Source organism: Promicromonospora iranensis (assembly GCF_028994775.1).
Taxonomy (GTDB): Bacteria; Actinomycetota; Actinomycetes; order Actinomycetales; family Cellulomonadaceae; genus Promicromonospora; species Promicromonospora iranensis_A.
Window position 1 is genome coordinate 1 of the sequence record NZ_JAJQMN010000017.1, and the last position, 18,860, is coordinate 18,860.

General features: G+C 66.6%; 14 protein-coding genes and 1 pseudogene. 5 read left to right on the plus strand and 10 right to left on the minus strand.

What is annotated here, in order from left to right; genetic code table 11:
• The 3 genes and pseudogenes from LUU90_RS23520 to LUU90_RS23530 all read left to right on the plus strand — a co-directional run.
• Positions 1 to 345, plus strand: a pseudogene (locus LUU90_RS23520) (succinate dehydrogenase); the annotation flags it as partial.
• 180 nt (positions 346 to 525) lie between these two features.
• Positions 526 to 1,863, plus strand: coding sequence for an NADP-specific glutamate dehydrogenase (gene gdhA / locus LUU90_RS23525; RefSeq protein ID WP_275006528.1), 1,338 nt, complete (start codon positions 526 to 528; stop codon positions 1,861 to 1,863).
• Positions 1,864 to 1,939: 76 nt separating this feature from the next.
• Entirely contained in the window at positions 1,940 to 2,956 is a 1,017-nt protein-coding gene (locus LUU90_RS23530) for a LacI family DNA-binding transcriptional regulator (protein ID WP_275006390.1), read from the plus strand.
• A gap of 258 nt (positions 2,957 to 3,214) precedes the next feature.
• Here LUU90_RS23530 and LUU90_RS23535 read toward each other — a convergent pair whose 3' ends face one another.
• The 5 genes from LUU90_RS23535 to LUU90_RS23555 form a co-directional block, all read right to left on the minus strand.
• Entirely contained in the window at positions 3,215 to 5,611 is a 2,397-nt protein-coding gene (locus LUU90_RS23535; protein WP_275006391.1) for a glycoside hydrolase family 31 protein, read from the minus strand.
• Positions 5,612 to 5,639: 28 nt separating this feature from the next.
• Positions 5,640 to 6,488: a carbohydrate ABC transporter permease gene (locus LUU90_RS23540; protein ID WP_275006392.1), complete on the minus strand. Its 849-nt coding sequence runs from the start codon at positions 6,486 to 6,488 to the stop codon at positions 5,640 to 5,642.
• Between the two features lie 5 nt (positions 6,489 to 6,493).
• A complete protein-coding gene (locus tag LUU90_RS23545) occupies positions 6,494 to 7,426 on the minus strand; it encodes a carbohydrate ABC transporter permease (protein ID WP_275006393.1) in 933 nt (310 codons plus the stop codon).
• Between the two features lie 67 nt (positions 7,427 to 7,493).
• Entirely contained in the window at positions 7,494 to 8,786 is a 1,293-nt protein-coding gene (locus LUU90_RS23550; protein ID WP_275006394.1) for an ABC transporter substrate-binding protein, read from the minus strand.
• 120 nt (positions 8,787 to 8,906) lie between these two features.
• The gene (locus LUU90_RS23555) at positions 8,907 to 9,875 is read right to left on the minus strand and encodes a squalene cyclase (RefSeq protein WP_275006395.1); all 969 of its coding nucleotides are present in this window, start codon (positions 9,873 to 9,875) and stop codon (positions 8,907 to 8,909) included.
• A gap of 96 nt (positions 9,876 to 9,971) precedes the next feature.
• Here LUU90_RS23555 and LUU90_RS23560 point away from each other — a divergent pair, with 96 nt between their 5' ends.
• Positions 9,972 to 10,589 carry a glyoxalase gene (locus LUU90_RS23560; protein ID WP_275006396.1) on the plus strand — a complete coding sequence of 206 codons (618 nt, stop codon included), beginning with the start codon at positions 9,972 to 9,974 and terminating at the stop codon, positions 10,587 to 10,589.
• 550 nt (positions 10,590 to 11,139) lie between these two features.
• Here the strand turns inward: LUU90_RS23560 and LUU90_RS23565 are convergent.
• Together LUU90_RS23565 and LUU90_RS23570 are read right to left on the minus strand one after the other, a co-directional pair.
• Positions 11,140 to 11,532, minus strand: a complete 393-nt coding sequence (locus LUU90_RS23565; protein ID WP_275006397.1) for a hypothetical protein — start codon at positions 11,530 to 11,532, stop codon at positions 11,140 to 11,142.
• 26 nt (positions 11,533 to 11,558) lie between these two features.
• Positions 11,559 to 12,137, minus strand: coding sequence for an SMI1/KNR4 family protein (locus LUU90_RS23570; protein ID WP_275006398.1), 579 nt, complete (start codon positions 12,135 to 12,137; stop codon positions 11,559 to 11,561).
• Between the two features lie 64 nt (positions 12,138 to 12,201).
• Here LUU90_RS23570 and LUU90_RS23575 point away from each other — a divergent pair, with 64 nt between their 5' ends.
• Positions 12,202 to 12,693: a hypothetical protein gene (locus LUU90_RS23575; protein ID WP_275006399.1), complete on the plus strand. Its 492-nt coding sequence runs from the start codon at positions 12,202 to 12,204 to the stop codon at positions 12,691 to 12,693.
• A gap of 648 nt (positions 12,694 to 13,341) precedes the next feature.
• On the opposite strand, the gene LUU90_RS23580 is transcribed toward LUU90_RS23575, so the two are convergent.
• The 3 genes from LUU90_RS23580 to LUU90_RS23590 form a co-directional block, all read right to left on the minus strand.
• On the minus strand, positions 13,342 to 13,722 hold the full coding sequence (locus tag LUU90_RS23580) for a hypothetical protein (RefSeq protein WP_275006400.1): 381 nt from the start codon (positions 13,720 to 13,722) through the stop codon (positions 13,342 to 13,344).
• Positions 13,723 to 13,738: 16 nt separating this feature from the next.
• Positions 13,739 to 15,031 (minus strand): M15 family metallopeptidase, encoded by a 1,293-nt coding sequence (locus LUU90_RS23585; protein ID WP_275006401.1) that lies wholly within the window; start codon positions 15,029 to 15,031, stop codon positions 13,739 to 13,741.
• A gap of 2,286 nt (positions 15,032 to 17,317) precedes the next feature.
• Positions 17,318 to 18,715: a Tox-REase-5 domain-containing protein gene (locus tag LUU90_RS23590; protein ID WP_275006402.1), complete on the minus strand. Its 1,398-nt coding sequence runs from the start codon at positions 18,713 to 18,715 to the stop codon at positions 17,318 to 17,320.
• Positions 18,716 to 18,860 lie beyond the last annotated feature (145 nt).

The following is an 18,860-nucleotide window of genomic DNA, read 5'->3' on the forward strand; positions in this document are numbered from 1 at the left end:
GGACTCCTCGCGGGCCTGCGCGAGCTCGACGAGATCGAGGTGCGCGCCAAGAACGTCGGCATCCACCCCGACATCGCCGGATTCCAGGACCTCGCGCACGCCTTCGACCTCAAGGCGTCACTCATCGCCGCCCGCGCCACACTCGAAACAGCACTCCAACGCCGCGAGACCCGCGGCTGCCACAACCGCTCCGACTACCCGGACCTCGACCCGACGCTGCAGGTGAACCTGGTCTGGTCCCCGCGCACAGGCGTGGTCCGCGAGGAGATCCCGCCCGTTTCGGACGAGATCGCCACCCTGATCCAGGACCAGGAGGTCTCCACGGCGGGCAAGCTGGTCGAGTAACCCCCTTCCCTCATCGTTGAGTGCTGGGTATTTGTTGATTAGGCGGACCTGGATCAACAAATATCCAGCACTCAACGGGCCGGGGGTCGCGTCGTGGGACGGCGTCACAGACGGTGGTCTGTGCTGCTTATGGTGTCGCCGCCCTTTGTACCGCCTGAACGGAGAAGTACCGTGCCCCTCCTGGACGAGCGCCTCATACCCGTCTTCGACGAGGTCGTCACCCGCAACCCGGGCGAGACCGAGTTCCATCAGGCCGTGCGGGAGGTACTGGAGAGCCTGGGCCCGGTCGTGACCAAGCACCCCCAGTACACCGACGCCGCGGTGATCAGGCGCCTGTGCGAGCCGGAACGGCAGATCATCTTCCGGGTGCCGTGGACCGACGACACCGGACGCGTGCAGCTGAACCGCGGCTTCCGGGTCGAGTTCAACTCGGCGCTCGGTCCGTACAAGGGCGGTCTGCGCTTCCACCCGTCGGTGTATCTGGGGATCGTGAAGTTCCTCGGGTTCGAGCAGATCTTCAAGAACTCCCTCAGCGGGCTGCCGATCGGCGGGGGGAAGGGCGGCAGCGACTTCGACCCCAAGGGGCGCAGCGACGCCGAGGTCATGCGGTTCTGCCAGTCGTTCATGACGGAGCTGTACCGGCACCTCGGTGAGCACACCGACGTCCCCGCCGGTGACATCGGGGTGGGCCAGCGCGAGCTCGGCTACCTGTTCGGGCAGTACAAGCGCATCACCAACCGGTACGAGTCCGGGGTGCTCACCGGCAAGGGCCTGAGCTGGGGCGGGTCTCAGGTACGCACCGAGGCGACCGGTTACGGCACCGTCTTCTTCGTCGACGAGATGCTCAGGCACACCGGCGACTCGCTCGACGGCAAGCGCGTCGTCGTGTCGGGCTCGGGCAACGTCGCGATCTACGCGATCGAGAAGCTGCACGAGCTCGGCGCCCGTGTGGTCGCGTGCTCCGACTCCGGCGGGTACGTGGTGGACGAGGACGGGATCGACCTCGACCTGCTCAAGGAGATCAAGAATGCGCAGCGCGGCCGGGTCGCCGACTACGCGGCACGGCGCGGCGACGCCCACTACGTCGCGGGCGGGTCCATCTGGCAGGTGCCGTGCGAGATCGCCTTGCCCTGCGCCACCCAGAACGAGCTGGACGGCACCCACGCGAAGGTCCTGGTCGAGAACGGCTGCCAGATCGTCGCCGAGGGTGCCAACATGCCGACCACGCCGGAGGCGATCCGGTTCCTGCGGGACGCGGGCGTACGGTTCGCGCCCGGCAAGGCGGTGAACGCCGGCGGTGTCGCCACCAGTGCGCTCGAGATGCAGCAGAACGCCTCGCGGGACTCGTGGACCTTCGAGCACACCGAGGCGCGTCTCGCCGAGATCATGAGGTCCATCCACGACAGCGCCCTCGAGACCGCCGACGAGTACGACGTGCCGGGCGACTACGTGGCCGGCGCGAACATCGCGGGCTTCACGCGGGTCGCGGACGCGATGCTCGCCCTCGGCTTGGTCTGAGGCGCCCGGGGTCCGTCGCCCGCCCGTGGCCGGGTGCTGGAGGCGGGTCTTTCCGGCGGCCCGATAATCTTCCGACATGAACCGGGTGACCCTGCAGGACGTCGCGGACCGTGCGGGGGTCTCGATGAAGACGGTGTCCAACGTCGTCCGCGGATACCGTCACGTCAGCCCGGGGATGCGCGAGCGGGTGCAGGCCGCGATCGACGAGCTCGGGTACCGGCCGAACCGCACCGGCCGCAGCCTCGCGACCGGCCGTTCGAGCATGCTCGGCCTCGCCTTCCCTGATCTCCGGCGGCCGTACTTCGCCGAGCTCGCGCACATGTTCGCGCGGGTCGCCGAGTCGCGCGGCTACCGGCTCCTGCTCGCGGAGACCGGCGCGACGGCGGACGGCGAGCGGTCGGTGCTGCACGACCGCGAGGCCGGGATCATGGACGGGATGGTCATGCAGCCGCAGGTCCTGGCCGCCCGCGACCTGGACGGTCTGCGGCGCGGCATGCCCATCGTGTTCCTCGGCGAGGACCCGCAGCCCGCGAGCGCCGACCAGGTCGCGATCGACAACGTCGCCGCGGCCCGCGAGGCGGTGGAGCACCTGCTGCGGCTCGGCCGACGGCGGATCGGGTTCCTCGGCCACGAGACCGACCGCCTGTCCTGGACATCGACACTACGGATCGAGGGCTACCGCGCAGCTCTCGACGACGCAGGCCTGCCCGTCGACCCGAGCCTGCTCGTCCCCCGGCGGCAGGACGGCGACGCCCGCGACGCGGAGGAAGCCCTCAGCGCCGCACTCGACGCCGGCCTCGAGCTGGACGGTCTGCTGTGCCGCGACGACCTCGCCGCCATCGGTGCTCTGCGCGCTCTGCGCCGGCACGGCCTGGACGTCCCGGCCGACGTCGCGGTCATCGGCTGGGACGCGATAGAGCTCGGCGCGAGCACCGCACCGAGCCTGACGTCGGTCGCGCCGGACACCCGGGCGCTCGCCGAGCGCGCCCTCGACCTGCTGCTCGACCGACTGGACGGGCTCGAGGTACCGGGCCGCCACGTCACCGTCGGGCACACGATCCTGTTCCGGGAGAGCGCCCCGGCGCTGCGCTGATCCAGCCGGCGTACGGCTCGACCGAGGCTCGGACGAGCGGCTGGGCGCGGCGCGGATCGGCGCGGCTCACAGCTCGCCTGGGTCGGGTGGACCTGGGCGGTGGGTGCCAGGTCCGGTGAAATTCGTTCAGCCAGGCCCTGCACATTCAACCCTGGCTGAACTGTTCGGCTCAGGCGACATGCACCTGCCTGAGCCGAACGAAGTTCAGCCCACCCGGCACCCACCGCAACAGCACCCTGCGCCCCGACGCGAACCGCCCTACCGGACCGAGCCAGTCCGCGCCGCGAGCTGTTCGACGAGTGCCGCGCGGACCGGCTCCGGGAGCTCGACCGCCGTGAGCTCCGCCAGCCTCTCGGTGGCACTCCGGTCACTACTGACGACGTCCCACGCCTCGAGCTTCTCCGGGTTGCCGATCTGCGCGGACTCCAGGATCACGCGCGCCGCCTCACGCCGGTCCGAGCCGACCCGCAGGGGTCCGCCGTCGACCCGGACGACCAGCTCGGCGCCCGTGGCACCGGCGGCGCTCACGCTCCACCGCCCGTCGACGCCGCTCACCTCGGCGGGCGCGCCGTTCACCGTGACCGGACCCTCGGGCAGCGCGGCGAGGAACGTCACCGTCCACTCCCGGCGCGCGGGCAGCACGCCGGTGCTTCCCTCCGCCACCCCGATCCGGAACTCGCCCCGCTCACGGTCCCAGGACAGCACGGTCCGTGCCGCGGCTCCGCTGCCGTCACCGACCGAGTCGTCCTCGGCGTCCTCGGCCAGGACCAGCTCGCCGGACGCCGCCGGCGCGACAAGCACCTCGAACGCCGTCGGGTTTCGCGTCGCGTCGAGGTCCTGTCCGGCGTCGAGCGGCAGGATCCCGCCGGCCCGCAGCAGGACCGGGATGGACGCGTCGGTCCGATGCATCTCCACGGTCCGTCCGCCCTGGTAGACGGCGTCGGTGAAGATGTCGGTCCACAGGCCGTCCGGCAGCCAGACCCGTACGCGGCCCCGCAGCGACAGCGGACTGCGCGGCTCCGTGATCGGCGCGACCAGCAGCTCGCTGCCGAACGCGTACTGGTTGGGCACCGAGTACGCCTCCGACCGCCGCGGCTCGAGGTGGTACATCGGCCGGACGAGCGGAACTCCCTCGGCGGCCCGATGGTTCATCGTGTGCAGGTAGGGAACCATGCGGTGCCGGAAGCGCAGCGCGTCCCCCATGGCTGCACGGTGTTCCGGCGGGAACACCCACGGCTCCTTGCTGATGAACGGGTTGTTCGCGGAGTGCAGCCGCATGATCGGCGAGAAGACACCGAACTGCACCCACCGGGTGGCGAGCTCGTCGTCGCGCACGCCACGCGTGTGGCCACCGATGTCGTGGCTCCACCACGAGTACCCGATGTTCGCCGCGGTGGCCGTGAACTCGGGCTGGAAGTGCAGCGACGCCCACGAGACCACCGTGTCGCCGGAGAAGCCGACGGCGTACCGGTGGCTCCCGGGCCCGGCGTACCGGGAGAACGTCATGCCCGGACCGCCGTCCCGGGCAGCGTCGATGTGGTGGAAGTGGTTGAGCACCCACAACGGGTCGACGCCGGGCAGCCCGGACGTGCGGCCCTGCTGCCAGTCGATCCACCAGAAGTCGACACCCTGGGCCTCCAGCGGATGGTGCAGCTCGCGAAAGTAGGCCTGCAGGAAGGTCGGGTCGACGGGGTCGAAGGGAATCGGCTCACCGCCGTCCGAGTCCACGCCCAGGGCGCGGGCCATAGCGGGGTAGGCGTCCTCGAAGGCGCGGACGCCGTCGGCGGGGTGCAGGTTGAGGGTGGTGCGCAGACCCCGGTCGTGCAACGTGCGCAGAAACTCGGCGGGGTCCGGGAAGAGCGTGGGCTCCCACGAGTAGCCGGTCCAGCCGTTGCCGAACTCCGGGGGCACCGATCCGACCCGGTGCCAGTCCATGTCGATCACCGCGACGGAGAACGGGATGCCCTCGTCGTCGAAGCGGTCCATGAGGGCCAGGTAGGACTCGTCGCTGTACGGGTGGTAGCGGCTCCACCAGTTGCCGAGCGCCCAGCGCGGCAGCCGCATCGGGTGGCCGGAGACCCGATACAGGTCCTGGACGGCGTCCTGGTAGTCGCGGCCGTGGGCGAACACGTACAGGTCCTGCCGGCCGGGGACCCGCGAGCCGACCCACCCGTCGTCCTCGAACAGGAACGACACGGTGTCGTCGACGACGGCGATCCCGTCAGGCGCCACGACCCCCGGCTCCAGCGCGGTCCGGCCGTCGACGTCGTCGAGGGTCCGTGCGGTGCCGCCGAGGTCTCGTGTCGGCTCGCCGAAGCGCCACCGGCCGGCGTCGTGCCCGAGCACCTCGACGACGAGGCCGCTCGCGGAGAACTCACCGCCGTCGTACCGCAGCCGGGCGCGCCGGGTGGTGAGCACCACGCCCTCGCCGACCCGCTCGACGGCGAAGTCGACAGGGGGCAGGTCCCGGCGGATGGCGAACGTGGAGGCGCGGTCCTCGAAGCTGCCGTCGGCCGACCGCTCGATGCGGAAGACGCCATCGGTCAGGACGGTGATCCGCCAGCCGGCGCCGTGCACCTGCTGTTCGGGCCGCGCGTGCGGCGCCGCCTCCGGCAGGGGCCGGATGACGGGCAGGCTCTCGGCGATCTCTGACATGAATCTCCTCGTACTCGTTCGGTGCTGCTCAGTGCTTGACGGCGCCCTGCGTCACGCCGCTGATCACCCAGCGTTGCGCGAACAGGTAGGCGACGATCGTCGGTGCCATCGCCATCAGGTACGACGCGAAGGCGACGTTGTAGTTGGTCCCGAACTGGCTCTGGAAGATGTTCTGCACCACGGGCAGAGTCTGCAGCGCCGGGTCGGACGTGATGAGCGACGGCATCATGAAGTCGTTCCAGGACGCGAGGAACGCGAAGATGCCGACCGTCGCGTTCATGGGCCCCAGCAGCGGCAGGATGATCCGCCAGAAGATCTGCCAGGTGCTCGCGCCGTCGATCCGGGCGCTCTCCTCGAGCTCGACCGGGATCGAGCGCAGGTATGCGGTGTACAGCAGCACGCTGAAGGACAGCTGGAACATCGCGTGCAGGATGCCGACACCGATCGGGGTGTCCAGGCCGGTGAGCGCCGTCAGCTGGATCTGCGGCAGCGCGACGACGGGGAACGGCAGGAACAGCGCCACCAACAGGTAGATCATCGACCAGCGGAAGAACCGGTGCGACCAGTTGCGCGCGATGGCGTAGGCGGCGAGGGAGCTGAGCAACAGCGTCAGCACGACGGCGATCGCCGCGACACCCAGTGAGACGGCGAACGACACCGGGAACCGCGTGAGCTCCCACGCCTCGGCGAAGCTGCCCGGGTTGAAGGGCGCCGGCAGCGAGAACGCGTTGCCGTCCGCCGACTGGGCGCTGGTCTTGAACGCCATCGACAGCGTGACGTACAGCGGCACGAGGACAGTGAGCGTCGCGAGGCCGAGGACGATCGTCAGCGGCCAGTTCGTCCGGTTGACGCGGCCGGCACGGCTGGCGGAGTTCACGGTGGTCACAGCTTGACCGCCCTTCCACGGGTGGCGACGATCTGGGCGACGGAGATGAGCGCGGTCACGACCAGGAACACCGTGGCATTGGCCATCTGGTAGGCGTAGTCGCCTCCGGTGAAGCCGCCGAAGATCGTCATCGCGACGCTGCTCGTGGCGGTGCCGGGCCCTCCGCCCGTCAGACCGACGATGACGTCGTACACGCCGAGGTAACCCTTCACGCCGAGGATCGTGTTGATCAGGATGAAGCCCGCGATGAGCGGGACGGTGATGGAGCGGAACTGCCGCCACGGGGAGGCGCCGTCGAGCGAGCTCGCCTCGTACAGCTCGTCCGGGATCGACGTCAGCCCGGCCGTGTAGACCAGCAGCGCGCCCGGGATGGTCTGCCAGGCGGACACGATCACGATGGAGAGCCAGGCGAGGTCGGGGTTGCCGAGGATGCTCTCCTCCAGCGGCCCGAAGCCGACGGCGGTCGCGACGGCCGGCAGCGAGTTCGAGAACAGGAAGTTGAACACGTAGGCCACGACGATGCCGGAGACCACCATCGGGATGACGAACACGGTGCGGAGCGTCGTCGCGAAGCGGATCCGGCGGGATAGCGCCACGGCCAGCGCGAGCGCGATCACCTGCGCAACCACGACGGTGACCAGCGCGAACCCGAGCGTGAAGCCGTACGACTCGAGTATCCGCGGGTCGGTGACGAGCGCCGCGTAGTTCCGCAGCCCCAGGAACGACCAGCGGCCGAACCCGACGTAGTCCGTGAGGCTGTAGAAGATGCCGATCAGGGCCGGCACGACGACGAACGCCGTGAACACGAGCAGCGTCGGCACGAGGAAGAGGTAGTACACCGGCTCGACCCGTCGTCCGCCGGCCGGACGGCGGCTCGGCGGACCGGCCTCCCGCGCCGTCGGCACGGACAGGGTGGCGTGTGCTGTCATCGTCGCTCCTCGGTGAGCCGGGACGTCTCGAACTGGTGCCTCTCGCGCCGGTACAACGTTGTGCCGCTCATACGGTCGCTCCTCGTCCGGCGAGACGGCGCCAGTCGGCGTCGAGCTGGCGGAGCATGCCCTCGAAGTTGCCGCTGCGGATCGCGGCCTGCAGGTAGTTGCCCAGCGGGATCGACGTCGGGACGAACGTGCCGGCCCCCTGGTAGAACGCCGCACGGTCGACGTAGTCCTGGAGCCCCGCGAGGCGTTCGTCCTGCTGCGGCGGCGCGTCGACGAGCGTGGAGTAGGCGAGGTTGTCGGCGTTGTAGGCGTTGAGGATGTCCGGCCGCATGAGGAACTCGACGAGCTCACGCGCCTCGTCCTGGTGCGTGGACGCCGTCGGGATCCACAGGCCGAGGTCGATGTTGACGCGCGCCTGCCGCTCGTCGGGGTTCTCCGAGACGGGCAGCGGGAACGTGCCGACCTCCAGGTCCGGGTCGACGAGCTCGATCTGGCTCAGCGCCCACGGCCCCTGCAGGTACATGGCGGCCTGGCCCTTGCCGAAGGCGAGGTTGCCGTCCGCGTACGCACGCACCGCGTGGTCCTTGTTGAAGTACGACGAGATGACCTTCGCGCGCTCCATCGGCACCGCGAAGTCCTTCTCGAACGAGACCTCGGAGTCTGGCCCCACGTCCGTGCCGAGCTCCTTCATGCGGCGGAAGAACTCGCCCGGCGCCACGAGGCTGCCGACGGAGTAGTCGAACAGCCCCTGCCAGAGCGTCCACGTGTCCCGGTCGGTCGCGTAGATCGGGGTGACGCCGGCCTGGGTCAGCTCGTCGCACACCTCGACGAACTGGGTCCACGTCTCCGGCACGGGAAGCTGGTGGTCCGCGAAGATCTTCTTGTTGTAGATGACGCCGGCGGCCGCGAGCGAGTACGGCAGGACGCTCGTGCGGCCGGGGTAGGTGGCGTACTGGTCGGTCAGCTCGTCGATGTCGGTCCGGACGGTCTGCGCGGACGGCAGGTCGGACAGGTCGCCGAGCACACCGCGCTTGATGTACCGGGCCAGCTCGAGGTTGTCGTTGAAGCAGCCGACGTCGGCCGGTTCGTTGCGCACGAACTGCGGCGCGATGGCCACCGTCGAGTCGTGCACCACGGTGATGCCAGGACGCTCCTTCTCGAAGCGCTGGAGCAGCTCGCCGAAGTACGCGATGACCTCCTGCTTCTGCAGGTAGAAGCGCAGGCCGGTTCCTCCGCCGGCGGCTCGCGAGGCGGGCGCGCACCCGGCGGCGCCGAGCGCGACGAGCGCAGCCGAGCCGGCGAGGAACGAGCGACGACTCAGCGGAACGGGACGACTGAAACCAGAACTCACGCTGCATCTCCCTTGATCACTGCGACCGGGGGAATTTACAGCGCTGTAAATCGGCAGTCAAACGTGTGCCATCAGTCGGGCAGCGAGCCTGCAGCCCTGCACAGCTCCGCGACCCGAGCCTCACACAGGGCCAGCGCCGTCCCACCAGTCGAGCACGCGGGTGCCGTAGAACGTGAGCCACCTGGACGGCTCCCCCGGCGGCACGTCCACCTCGAACCAGACCCGGCCCGGATGGCGCCCCTCCTGCAGCCAGGTGCCGTCCGGGCGGCGGGCGTCACGGACCACGCCGACGGCGTCGGCGAGCCGAGGCTCAGGCCCGATGCCGTCGTGCAGCGCCGCCGCGCGAAAGTAGTCCAGGGCGTTGAGCGCGCTGAAGCCCCAGCGGAACGGGTACCGGAAATAGGTCGCCCATGGGCCGGCAGGCTCGCCCGTCGACAGTTTGCGGAGCAGCCGCCGCTCCAGGAGGTACTCCTCACCCGCCCGGCGCGCGGCGCGCAGGTCGTCGTTGCCGCCGGCCGCCGGTTCGGTCGCTGCCTCGTAGTACAGGAGGCCCTTGAGGGAGTTGAGCGTGGAGTGGAACGAGGAGCGCGTCGAACCCTCCACCCACTCGCAGTTCCAGCCGCCGTCGGGGAGGCGGTGGTCCACGAACCACTGGGCGATGCCCGAGACGTCGACGCCCAGCCACGCCCCGTTGGCGAGCGTCAAGCCGTTGATGCAGCAGTCGACCTCGCCGTCCCAGTAGGGCAGGTCCTCGTACTCCCACAGGCTGTTCGCGGCAAGCTTCTCGGCGGTCCCGGCCAGCACGGCGGCGTCGAGACCCCAGTCGCGGAGGCTGCTGAGCGACCAGGTCGTCGCGGTCCAGGGCTGGCCCTCCTCGTCGCCCTGGAAGCCGGCCGGGAAGTAGGCGCCGCCCGCCCACTGGCCATCCGGGTCCTGGTGCGCGAGGAGCCGGGCTCCGAATCCCTCGGTGGCGACGCGTGCCCGGGTGGCCCGCCAGACGCCCTCGGGCGCGCCGGCGAGGTCGCGTTCGACCTGCCAGCGCAGGGCCGGGTCGAAGTCGAGCAGCCAGGTGAGCAGCTCCGGTGCCATGGTGAGCAGGCTACTTTCCAGCGGGCCCGGCCGTCAGCAGCGAGTGGTCAGGAATCGAGAAGCGCCCGGTGGCACGCCGAACCTAACGTCATGGGCATGGCACACATCGACTCCGTCACCCTTGAGGTGACCGACCTCAGCGCCGCACGTTCCTTCTACGACGCCGCCTTCGACCTGGGAGACCGCCTCCGTCTGCGCGAGACCGACGCACCCAGCGACGGGTTCCGCGGGTTCGACATCTCCCTGGTCTCGTCACAGCCGGCGAACGTGAAGGCCCTGTTCGACGCCGCCGTCGCGGCGGGAGCCACCGCGCTCAAACCCGTCACCAAGTCGCTCTGGGGCTACGGCGCTGTGGTCCAGGCGCCCGATGGCACCATCTGGAAGTTCACGACCTCCGCGAAGAAGGACTCGGGGCCGGCCTCGCGAGAGTTCGACGAGGTCGTCCTCCTCATCGGGGTGGACGACGTGTCGGCGAGCAAGAAGTTCTACGTCGCCCACGGGCTGACCGTGGGCAAGAGCTTCGGCTCGTACGTCGACTTCAAGATGGGATCCAGCCCCATCGGGTTCGGCCTGTACAAGCGCGCCGCGCTCGCCAAGGACGCCGGCGTGCCGCCGGAGGGAACGGGCTCGCACCGGCTCGCGCTGCACAGCGACCTCGGCGAGTTCACGGACCCGGACGGGTTCGCGTGGGAGCCGGTTCGGGTGAACCGGTAGGCCGGGGCCGCCCATCAGAGCCGCCTCGGAAGATGCAAGGCGGGCTCAGAGCCTTTGGCCGTCCATCTCGCCTGGAACCCACGGCACACCCTCCGGGCGCGCGCCCGATCCAGTGTCACAAAAGTTGCTCACCACGGTCATCAGGTCCGAGATCACGAGCGCGCTCAGCCGCGAGTGGAACGGGTTGCCTTGATACCTCGTGGGGATCTGAGGCTCGACATCAAGAGTTATGGCGGGGGGCTCGACACCCAAACGCTCTGCGAAACGACGTCAGAACCGACGCGTGCCCCAAGGGGGCCCAAACCAGTGCCACATATCCCTTCACGGCGTTTACAGCGACGCGCAACAGATGATCTGGCGAACACCTGGCCGAAGGCCGCCACGAGCACGGAGCTACGAACATCTCCAGCACTCCCACCATCGGTCCAGAACCATCTCGGCCAACGTCGATCCAGTCACCGAGGAGCGCGGCAGCCGTCTCAGTTGGCTCGTAGAGGCGTGTCTCACCATATTGAATCGCTAGGCTCATGATTCAGCTCCTCGAACAACACTAAAAGGTCGCCGCACGCTTTTCACCGAGATCGCCACCAATCCCGGGCAAGTCCGGAGCCCGGCCAGGCTTTTCTCCAGGCTGAGGCAGGAACCAGGATCTCAAGCTGACAAAAAGTCCGAACGCCGCCCTCACAAGCATGCGAAACACCCTGGGAACCGAGAACTCTGATCGATGCCATTCCATCATCAGCCCGGACAATACGGCACCGGCCGCAACGATCAGCAGCACAAGTGCCGCTAGTTCCACTAGCGAAGGAAGGTCAACCACCCAACGCATCCCGAGTGCCATCATGGCAACTATCCCGAGGGCAAATCCGAGCCCCGAAAGGGCGTTGAGCCTGGTTTGATCAAGATCATCGCGGGTTCTACCATCGGCGGTACGGTCAGCCACGGTTCACACCCACCCCACAGCGCCAGCTAAGGCCAGCCATCACGGCTACCAATGGCTGCATAGGTGTTCCCCTCCGGGTCATCAAATGTCGGCGGTTGCATATGTCGTGCCACGCCAAACTGACTGAACTCTTCTTCGCAGGCGATACGCCAGATAAATTCCGAAGCCGTCATGTCGAACTGATAAAAGGGCGGCCAGTCTGCCGACAGCGCCAATATCGGCCATCGCTTGGCTCCGACCGGGTCGACGAGCCAGTAGTATCGGTCATCTGCAGTGCTTGAACCCCATTCGAGCAGGCCCGGCGAATCAGGCCGAAAGAACTCATATGGCTGATACCGCGATCGTGACCAAGGATTTTCCCGGCACGAGGTCTCGAGACTACGCCACCGTCGAACCAGGTCGTAAGGATCACCTGGTCCCGTTGTGTAGATGATCGCCGTTCGGGAAATAACACCACCGCCAAAGATCTCAACCAGTTCTTTGTAGTCCTTGGGCAGCTCAATCCCGAGTTCCGCCTCGACATTAGGCCAATTCACCTCTTGTCGAACAGCCCTGAATCCGACCGAATCGGTCAGCCGCTGGACCCACGGTTCGAGACCATCCAACAGAAGCGTCCCCCTTTCTGGTTGCGATCGGTCTGTTGCCTGACATCCCGGGGTTCCAGCATTCGTGTTTGTAGACCATACAGAACCGATCGCCTTCGTCACTCTGCTGTTCCAAAGCATCGTGATCGTGTGGGGATACGAAGCCCTGCACGTTCATTACAGGCGTGTCCTCGTGAACCGAGCCCTAATTGCCACCTTCCAGCCATGTCTCAAGGTCCGAAACGTCAAACGCATGCGGATTTCGCGTGAAGGTCAAGGCTCCGTCACTCTGGATCTCGTCGTGCGTGTCCGGCACTACTCCTTCAACCTTCGCAAGCCAACCGATGCAGGCCGCACCTCGTTTGCCTGCGCGACTGCACCCAAGAGTCACACATGCTACGAAGTCTATGTCGCTGAAGACCGCCGCCCGATGGAGCAATGCAGCCACAACGGCACGGTCTCGTCGGTCGACATCGGCCTCCTCCAGCAGCGACATAGCGAAGGCCGCAAGTTCGAGATGGTGATGGCTACGCTGACGGCCGACCACGCTGGCGGCGAACTCAACCCAGGACAATAAGGTCCATGCGCGGTCAATGTTGAGTTCGGCGGCCCGCTCCGTGGCAGCCAGCCATCCGGGCTCGTCCTGCGAGAGCGAATCCGCTACTTGTTTCCACCACGACTCGGCAGCAGGCTCGCCCGGCCCTCCCGGCAAATCGAGTAGCCCCAGGTCTGGCCTCATTTCGGAGACGCCATGTAGTCTCCAGTCCGGGTGTATCCCGCTTCCGAAGGCATGTTCAGCTCCCGAGCGTAGATCGTCGGCTGCCCCGCAAACAGCCCTGAGGTTTGAACCGAGTTTCCAGCAATTGAACTTGCAAGGTAGACAAGTGACTTCGGAGTCTCCGCCCAGTGCCAGATTTCTTGATTGTCGTCGGGCATCTAGTCCTCATGCAGAAGGGCAGCGGCAGCTTGACTCCCTCACCTAATCACGATGGCAGGCGTCACGACCTGCGGCCTAAGCGTGCACTCGACATCACCGGTAGAAACTAGGCCCTTCGGGCCCTGGCCACAATTCAGCCGCCATGGTCATGCACGAGGCCCTGCACTGCTCCGAGATTGAGGTTCCCGCCCGCATCCGGAGTACTCAGCACGAGTCGAGTCGCTGACTGAACGCTGCTACAGCGGCGACTCACGAGACCTGAAGTCGGATCGCCAACGGAATTCCTCATCACCAAACATTAGACACTTCCCGAACCGTAATGATTACGAGAGGTATGCCAATAAGCGCCGCGATGATCCCACAGAAGATGATGCAGAAAAGCCTAGCCGACTCGCTGTCAAGTCCGGCCATTCGGCGCGTTAACGACTCTTGACCTTTCGGATATCGCAATTCGAGCCGTTTGAACAATAGGTTCGCCCATTTCTTCGGGCGACTCAGCACGATGGCGCCGACAATCCATGGCCATCCCAAGAGCAGGACGATCAGGATCGATCTGGCAATACGCCCAATAATTTCGGAGTATGCCATTTGGGGTTGAGCCGGCAACCACGGGGCGAGTGGGCTCTTGGCCTCGCGCAGCAGCCAAATTCGCTCGCCGGTCGTGAGCACCACGACGGCGTACGCGTTAGTAGCTGTTCGGCGCGTGGACCGACTGCCAGTGCCAGGGCTCGGGGTTACGGCCGGACGGCTCGGCGAACGGCGGATGCACCCAGCCGTGGGCCTCGGCATTCGCCTTGAGCCACTCGTACTGGGCCGACCCGAACGTCTGCACGCCCCCGCCGATGTCGATCGCCAGGCCGGTGCCGTGGTTCGAGCAGCCGGGCGGAGCTGCGGTCTTGGACGTCGGGTCGTACAGCGCTTCCTGATCCGCGTACGTGCGGTAGGAGGAGTTGATGGTCAGGTTCACGCCGAACTCGGCCGCGTACGCCTCGTTCAGCTCGGTCAGGCCACCGACGACGTCCGCCCGCACGTAGTGCCCGGAGGCGAACGGGATCTGCGCCAGCTCCGACGACGACAGGTGGCCGTTCTCCGCGGACCACACCTGGTCCGGCTCGGGACAGGTGCCCGCCGGGGCGGTCGTGCCCGCGTTCTCCTCCGTGGCCACGTCGGCTGCAGCCTCGCCGCCCGTATCCCCGGCGGCCGGGTCGGAGCCGTCCGCCTCCGCGTCCGCACCGTCTTCCTGGGCCGCCGTCACGACGGCGGCGATGGCGTCCTCGATCCGGGCGGCCGCCTCGGACATCGCCGTGGTCAGCTCTCTCGCCTGGCCCAGGAGGTCGGCGAGAGCGTCCGAGCGAGGCTTCACGCCCGCAGCCGTCTCCAGCAGCCCGTCGGCGCGGGCGACCAGGTCGCCGGACTCGTCCAGCGCGACGCGCAGGCTGTCCCGGTCCGGCACCTCGGCAGCCGCCTCCGACTCGGCATAGGCCCGCTCACCGTCGGCCATCACCGCCTGAAGGGTGGTCCGGGCCTCCTCCAGCCCGGATCCTGCCCGCTCCAGACGAGCCAGTCGTCCCGAGGTGACCACGGCGGTGGTGGCGTCGCGCAGTGCGGCGGTGACAGCGGGTGCGTCCTGGTGGAGCTCGCTGGTCCGCTCGAGCACCGCGCTGACTTCGGCTGCTGTGCCCGGCGGCGACGACGCCACCGACTCCAGTGACTTCACCAGGGAGCGCGCGTCATCGATCGCCGCGTCGAGCGCCTGGCGGTCGGACTTCGCCGCAGCCCTACCGTCGGGACTCTTCAGGACGGCCCGGGCATCCTTGATCTCGGTGGCCAGGTGGCCGCGCAGCGCCGCGTTCTCCGCTACCGCCGCGTGGGCGTCCGCCACGACGGGCTGCGGGTCCGCTGTCCTTGCACCCGGGTCGAACAGACCGAGCCCGTATGCGCTCCCCGCAGCGATGACGAGGCTCACGGTGACGGCCACGATGCCCACGGTCCGCCGTCGGCGCGAAGCGCGTGCGCTTCGCGCCGGCCTCCGCGACCGTGGCGGCGCCTGCAGCTCCGGCCAGAGGGGCGTCTCGTTCAGCACCGATGCAACGTACAGCACGGGCCGGTTCTGCGGCATCTGTGCATGCGCAGCCCTCGACCGATGTGGTCACCACAGAGGTCTTCAACCTCCGGGGCAGGGGCACTGGCCGGTCATCCGGTCATGCGCCAGTCGCCGTAGAACACGCCCTAGCTTGCCCATGGGTCCACGTCGTTCATCCAGCTTCGCCGCTCTTCCTCGAAGCTGAGAAAGCGAAGGCTGCACTTTCCCCGGATTCCGGCGTCACCCAGCGGCCAGGGATCAAGTGAGTTGTCAACGATCGACGTCAGGAACTCGAGGATCCCGAAAGGCAGCTCGGTCCATGACGTTGACGCTCGTGACCAGACAAGGACTGTCCACTCGTCCGGATCAGCCTTGGACGGGTTCCAGCACAGCAGGTCGGCGCTTGCGCTGACGCCCCACGCGATCGGCTCCGTCGCTTCACCGCAAGCAGCGGCGGACCCGCCCCACTGCCGCCAAGCAGCACGCGCTGTATCCGTCTCCCCGCGTACTGACCCAGCAAAGTCCCCGCCCCTACCCGGGTCGAGGATCGTTACGTACCCCTCAATGCCACCGGCGCCGTAGGTCTCGATCAGCCAGGAATAGTCGCTCGGGGGGCGGGCCCGGGAAATTGTCTCGAAAGCGTTCCATCCACGGCTCTCGAGAACCGAGGGTGGCCGCATGATCGCCACGACGCGGTCCCGTGAGCTCAACATAGCGTCCCTTGTTGTAGCCGTTCAGGCTCAATCCTACAGAACCACTCCCGTGGAACTCGTATGGGCGGAATCTCGATCGAGGGTTCGATCGGCGCGCAGACTCGACAGCGCGCCGGTGGTCGACGAGGTCGTACGGGGCCGCGGGCTCGACCGTATGGCAGGTCCGGTCTCGATTGGCTCATAGAAGTAGTCGCCACCTGGTTTAATCGTCAAGATCGTGATTCAGTCCCTCCCGGGCTAAACGGCTTCCCTGAATGGGCTCCGTACGTCCATCGTCGTAACACCAAGAATCGCAAGAACGGCCCGCACGCCGCCGGTCAGAACGCTACGCACTCATGATCACGCCCGAACCGCTGAATAACACCCTAAGGCCAACGATGCCGTCGTACTTTCGTATACATGAGGCGACCGTTGGCGCTATCCCCACTGGCCCGACCAGAGCCATACCCCGCCTCCCTGAGGACGACTGAGTGATATCGTGCCATTCATCCCTCAAGTTTGTTTCGATGTCGGCAAGCCGTTCCCTTGGGCCGCTAGCCGGGTTGTCAACTAAGAATTGTCCCGAGGTCACTCACCCTGACCACACGATCGAGTTCAGCTCCAAACAGAAAACCCAATCGGGAGTTCCTCCATGGCCGAGGACCGCGCGAGCCGAGTATCCAACTCCAGCGCCAACTCTCTCGAACTTTGCCAATTCGCTGTAGGAAATTCCAGAATCAGACCACCATCAAAGTGCCTCGACAGCACAGCGCTGGGCAGGCCGGTAATAGCCTGAGCGCGCCCGGCAGACAAGTACGTCACATACCCGGCGCGCGGGCTCCTCACCGACGCGGGTCGCGAATCGGCGAGCATCGCGCGCAATTCTCGGTCTGAAACTTCTACCCAATCCGGACGCCAAACGCTAACCAGTGCCTCCAATAAACGAGAAAGGTGTAGTGACACTACGACAAGCGGTTCTCTGTAGTCGACTGTGATAACTACCGCGTTCAGGACCTTTCTTGCGCTTCCCTCATAGCCCATCCTGGCAGCTACTGACACCGATGCGCCCGCCGGCAAACCGTCCGAAGTGATTGAGAACTGAAGGTTTGGCGTGTCCGCAGAAATCGACTCCGAGATCGATCGATCGACCCAGTCCGAGACCGCGTCCGCACTCGAAATATCAATCTCCCCGTAGTCTGCGCCACTCCACCCATCGCCGGGCAGGTCCAAGTTTTGGGATATTGACTGGAGAAAACCGCTCCACTTGTCGGCGAGTCGGTCAACATCCTCCTGGCGCGCACCCCAAAATCCACGCAGGAGCATTCGGTCAATCACGGCATACCGCTATCATGCCGAACCGTTCGGTCACTCAGATACAGGATGGGAGACCTCCAGCTCATTAACCCCTTCTCCAGGGCGGGCCCAACCCCACACAGCCGACCAATCCGGAAACCAGCATCTGTCCTCGCCATCCCGAACGCTGGTGGACTCACACGGGCCGTGGCCCCTTGCCCGTGCTATTTGCTTTCGCCTGGAACCTAACAGCCACGTCGTAACCGTTCTCTTCGAAAAATGTCTCAACGGCGCTCGTCGCGGTGCGGTCAGAAAACACCCACTCGAGGTCGGTGTCACCCGCAGTCTCCAGTTGCCGATCGACTTCCGTCCTGATCTTGCCGGCGAACAATTCAGTAACCTTGCCATCCTTGACCCAGGAGTCCCCGCCATAACCGCCTTTCGAATCCATAAGGGTTTTGCGCGCGCCGTCCCACCCATCGAAGTCAACAGGCTTGCTCAGACCTGGGACCTCAATACGAGATTCCCATCCGCGTTCTACACCCGCGACCTGGCTCTGGTAGTCCATCCCTCTCCCAGTTCGCTTGTATTCGATCCAATTGCCCGATCCGCGCTCGTCCCCAACTGGGACTCGTACGTTGCCATTGCCAGCACCTGACGTCCCACTCCCGCTCGATCCAGACTCGCGGTACATGATCTGGTTGCTGTCTCGGCCAAGCCCAGCAGCACCGTCGCGCGTGCCTGATATGAGTTCGCCGCCGTGGATTGCGGCGTCGATCCAGGGATCCGAAACGAAGTCCCCACCGAACATGTCCAACGCGAGGTGGCCATCGATTTCGACCATAGAAATCGGGTTGCCGGATCCGAACGCGTATCGGTTTCCTGTGTACGGGTCCGAACAGAGGCTCATATCCGAGAGAGCCCCGTTGTACATGTCCCGAGTCGTGGACCGGTTCAGGCCGGGTGCGTAGTCGCGGAAGCCCATGTCATAGCTGCTGGAGCCGGCATCCCAGCGCTTGGCGTTGTACCGGTGCGCGTTATACAGCTCCGCGTCCTCCGGGCTACCGGCCTCGGGCTTGTCGATCCCCGAGTATTCCGACTCGTTCGCGTCTCCATACGCGGTATACCCATACGTCGCGACTGCGTTACCAGCGTCATCGGTTATGGTCTCGACGTCGGTGTGCGAGTTGTACCCGTAGTACGCGCTCTCCCCCGCTTCGACCCCCGCCTCCGGGTCGGCCTGGTGCGTGATCTGGGAGAGCCGTTGACCCCACGGCGAGTACTGATACGACTTCGTCAGATGCCCAGCAACCTCCTCACCCAGCACCTCCGACGACAACCCAAGATACGTGTAGTCAGTCGTCTTACCGTCTGCGGTCTTGGACGCCGTCCGGTCCAGCGGGTCGTACTTGTACGTCGTCGACTCCAGCACCCCGGCGTCGTTCATCTGCTCGGACTGCGCGATGTGGTCGAACCCGTCCGTCCGTGAGGCGAAATCGTCCGGGTCAGCCGTGGCCACACCGCGCGGCGTGATCACCCGCGTGGTGTTGCCGACCTCGTCGTACTCGATCCGTGTGATCCGGTACTGCACCACGCCATTATCCGTCTCGTGCGGCGTCTTCGTCTCGATCTGCGTCCCTCGCTCGTCATTCAGGACATACGAGGTGTTGCCGTCCGGATCTGCCGAAGAGACCGTCAGTCCGTCCGCGTCGTACTCGGTAGAGCTCGCGTTGCCCGCA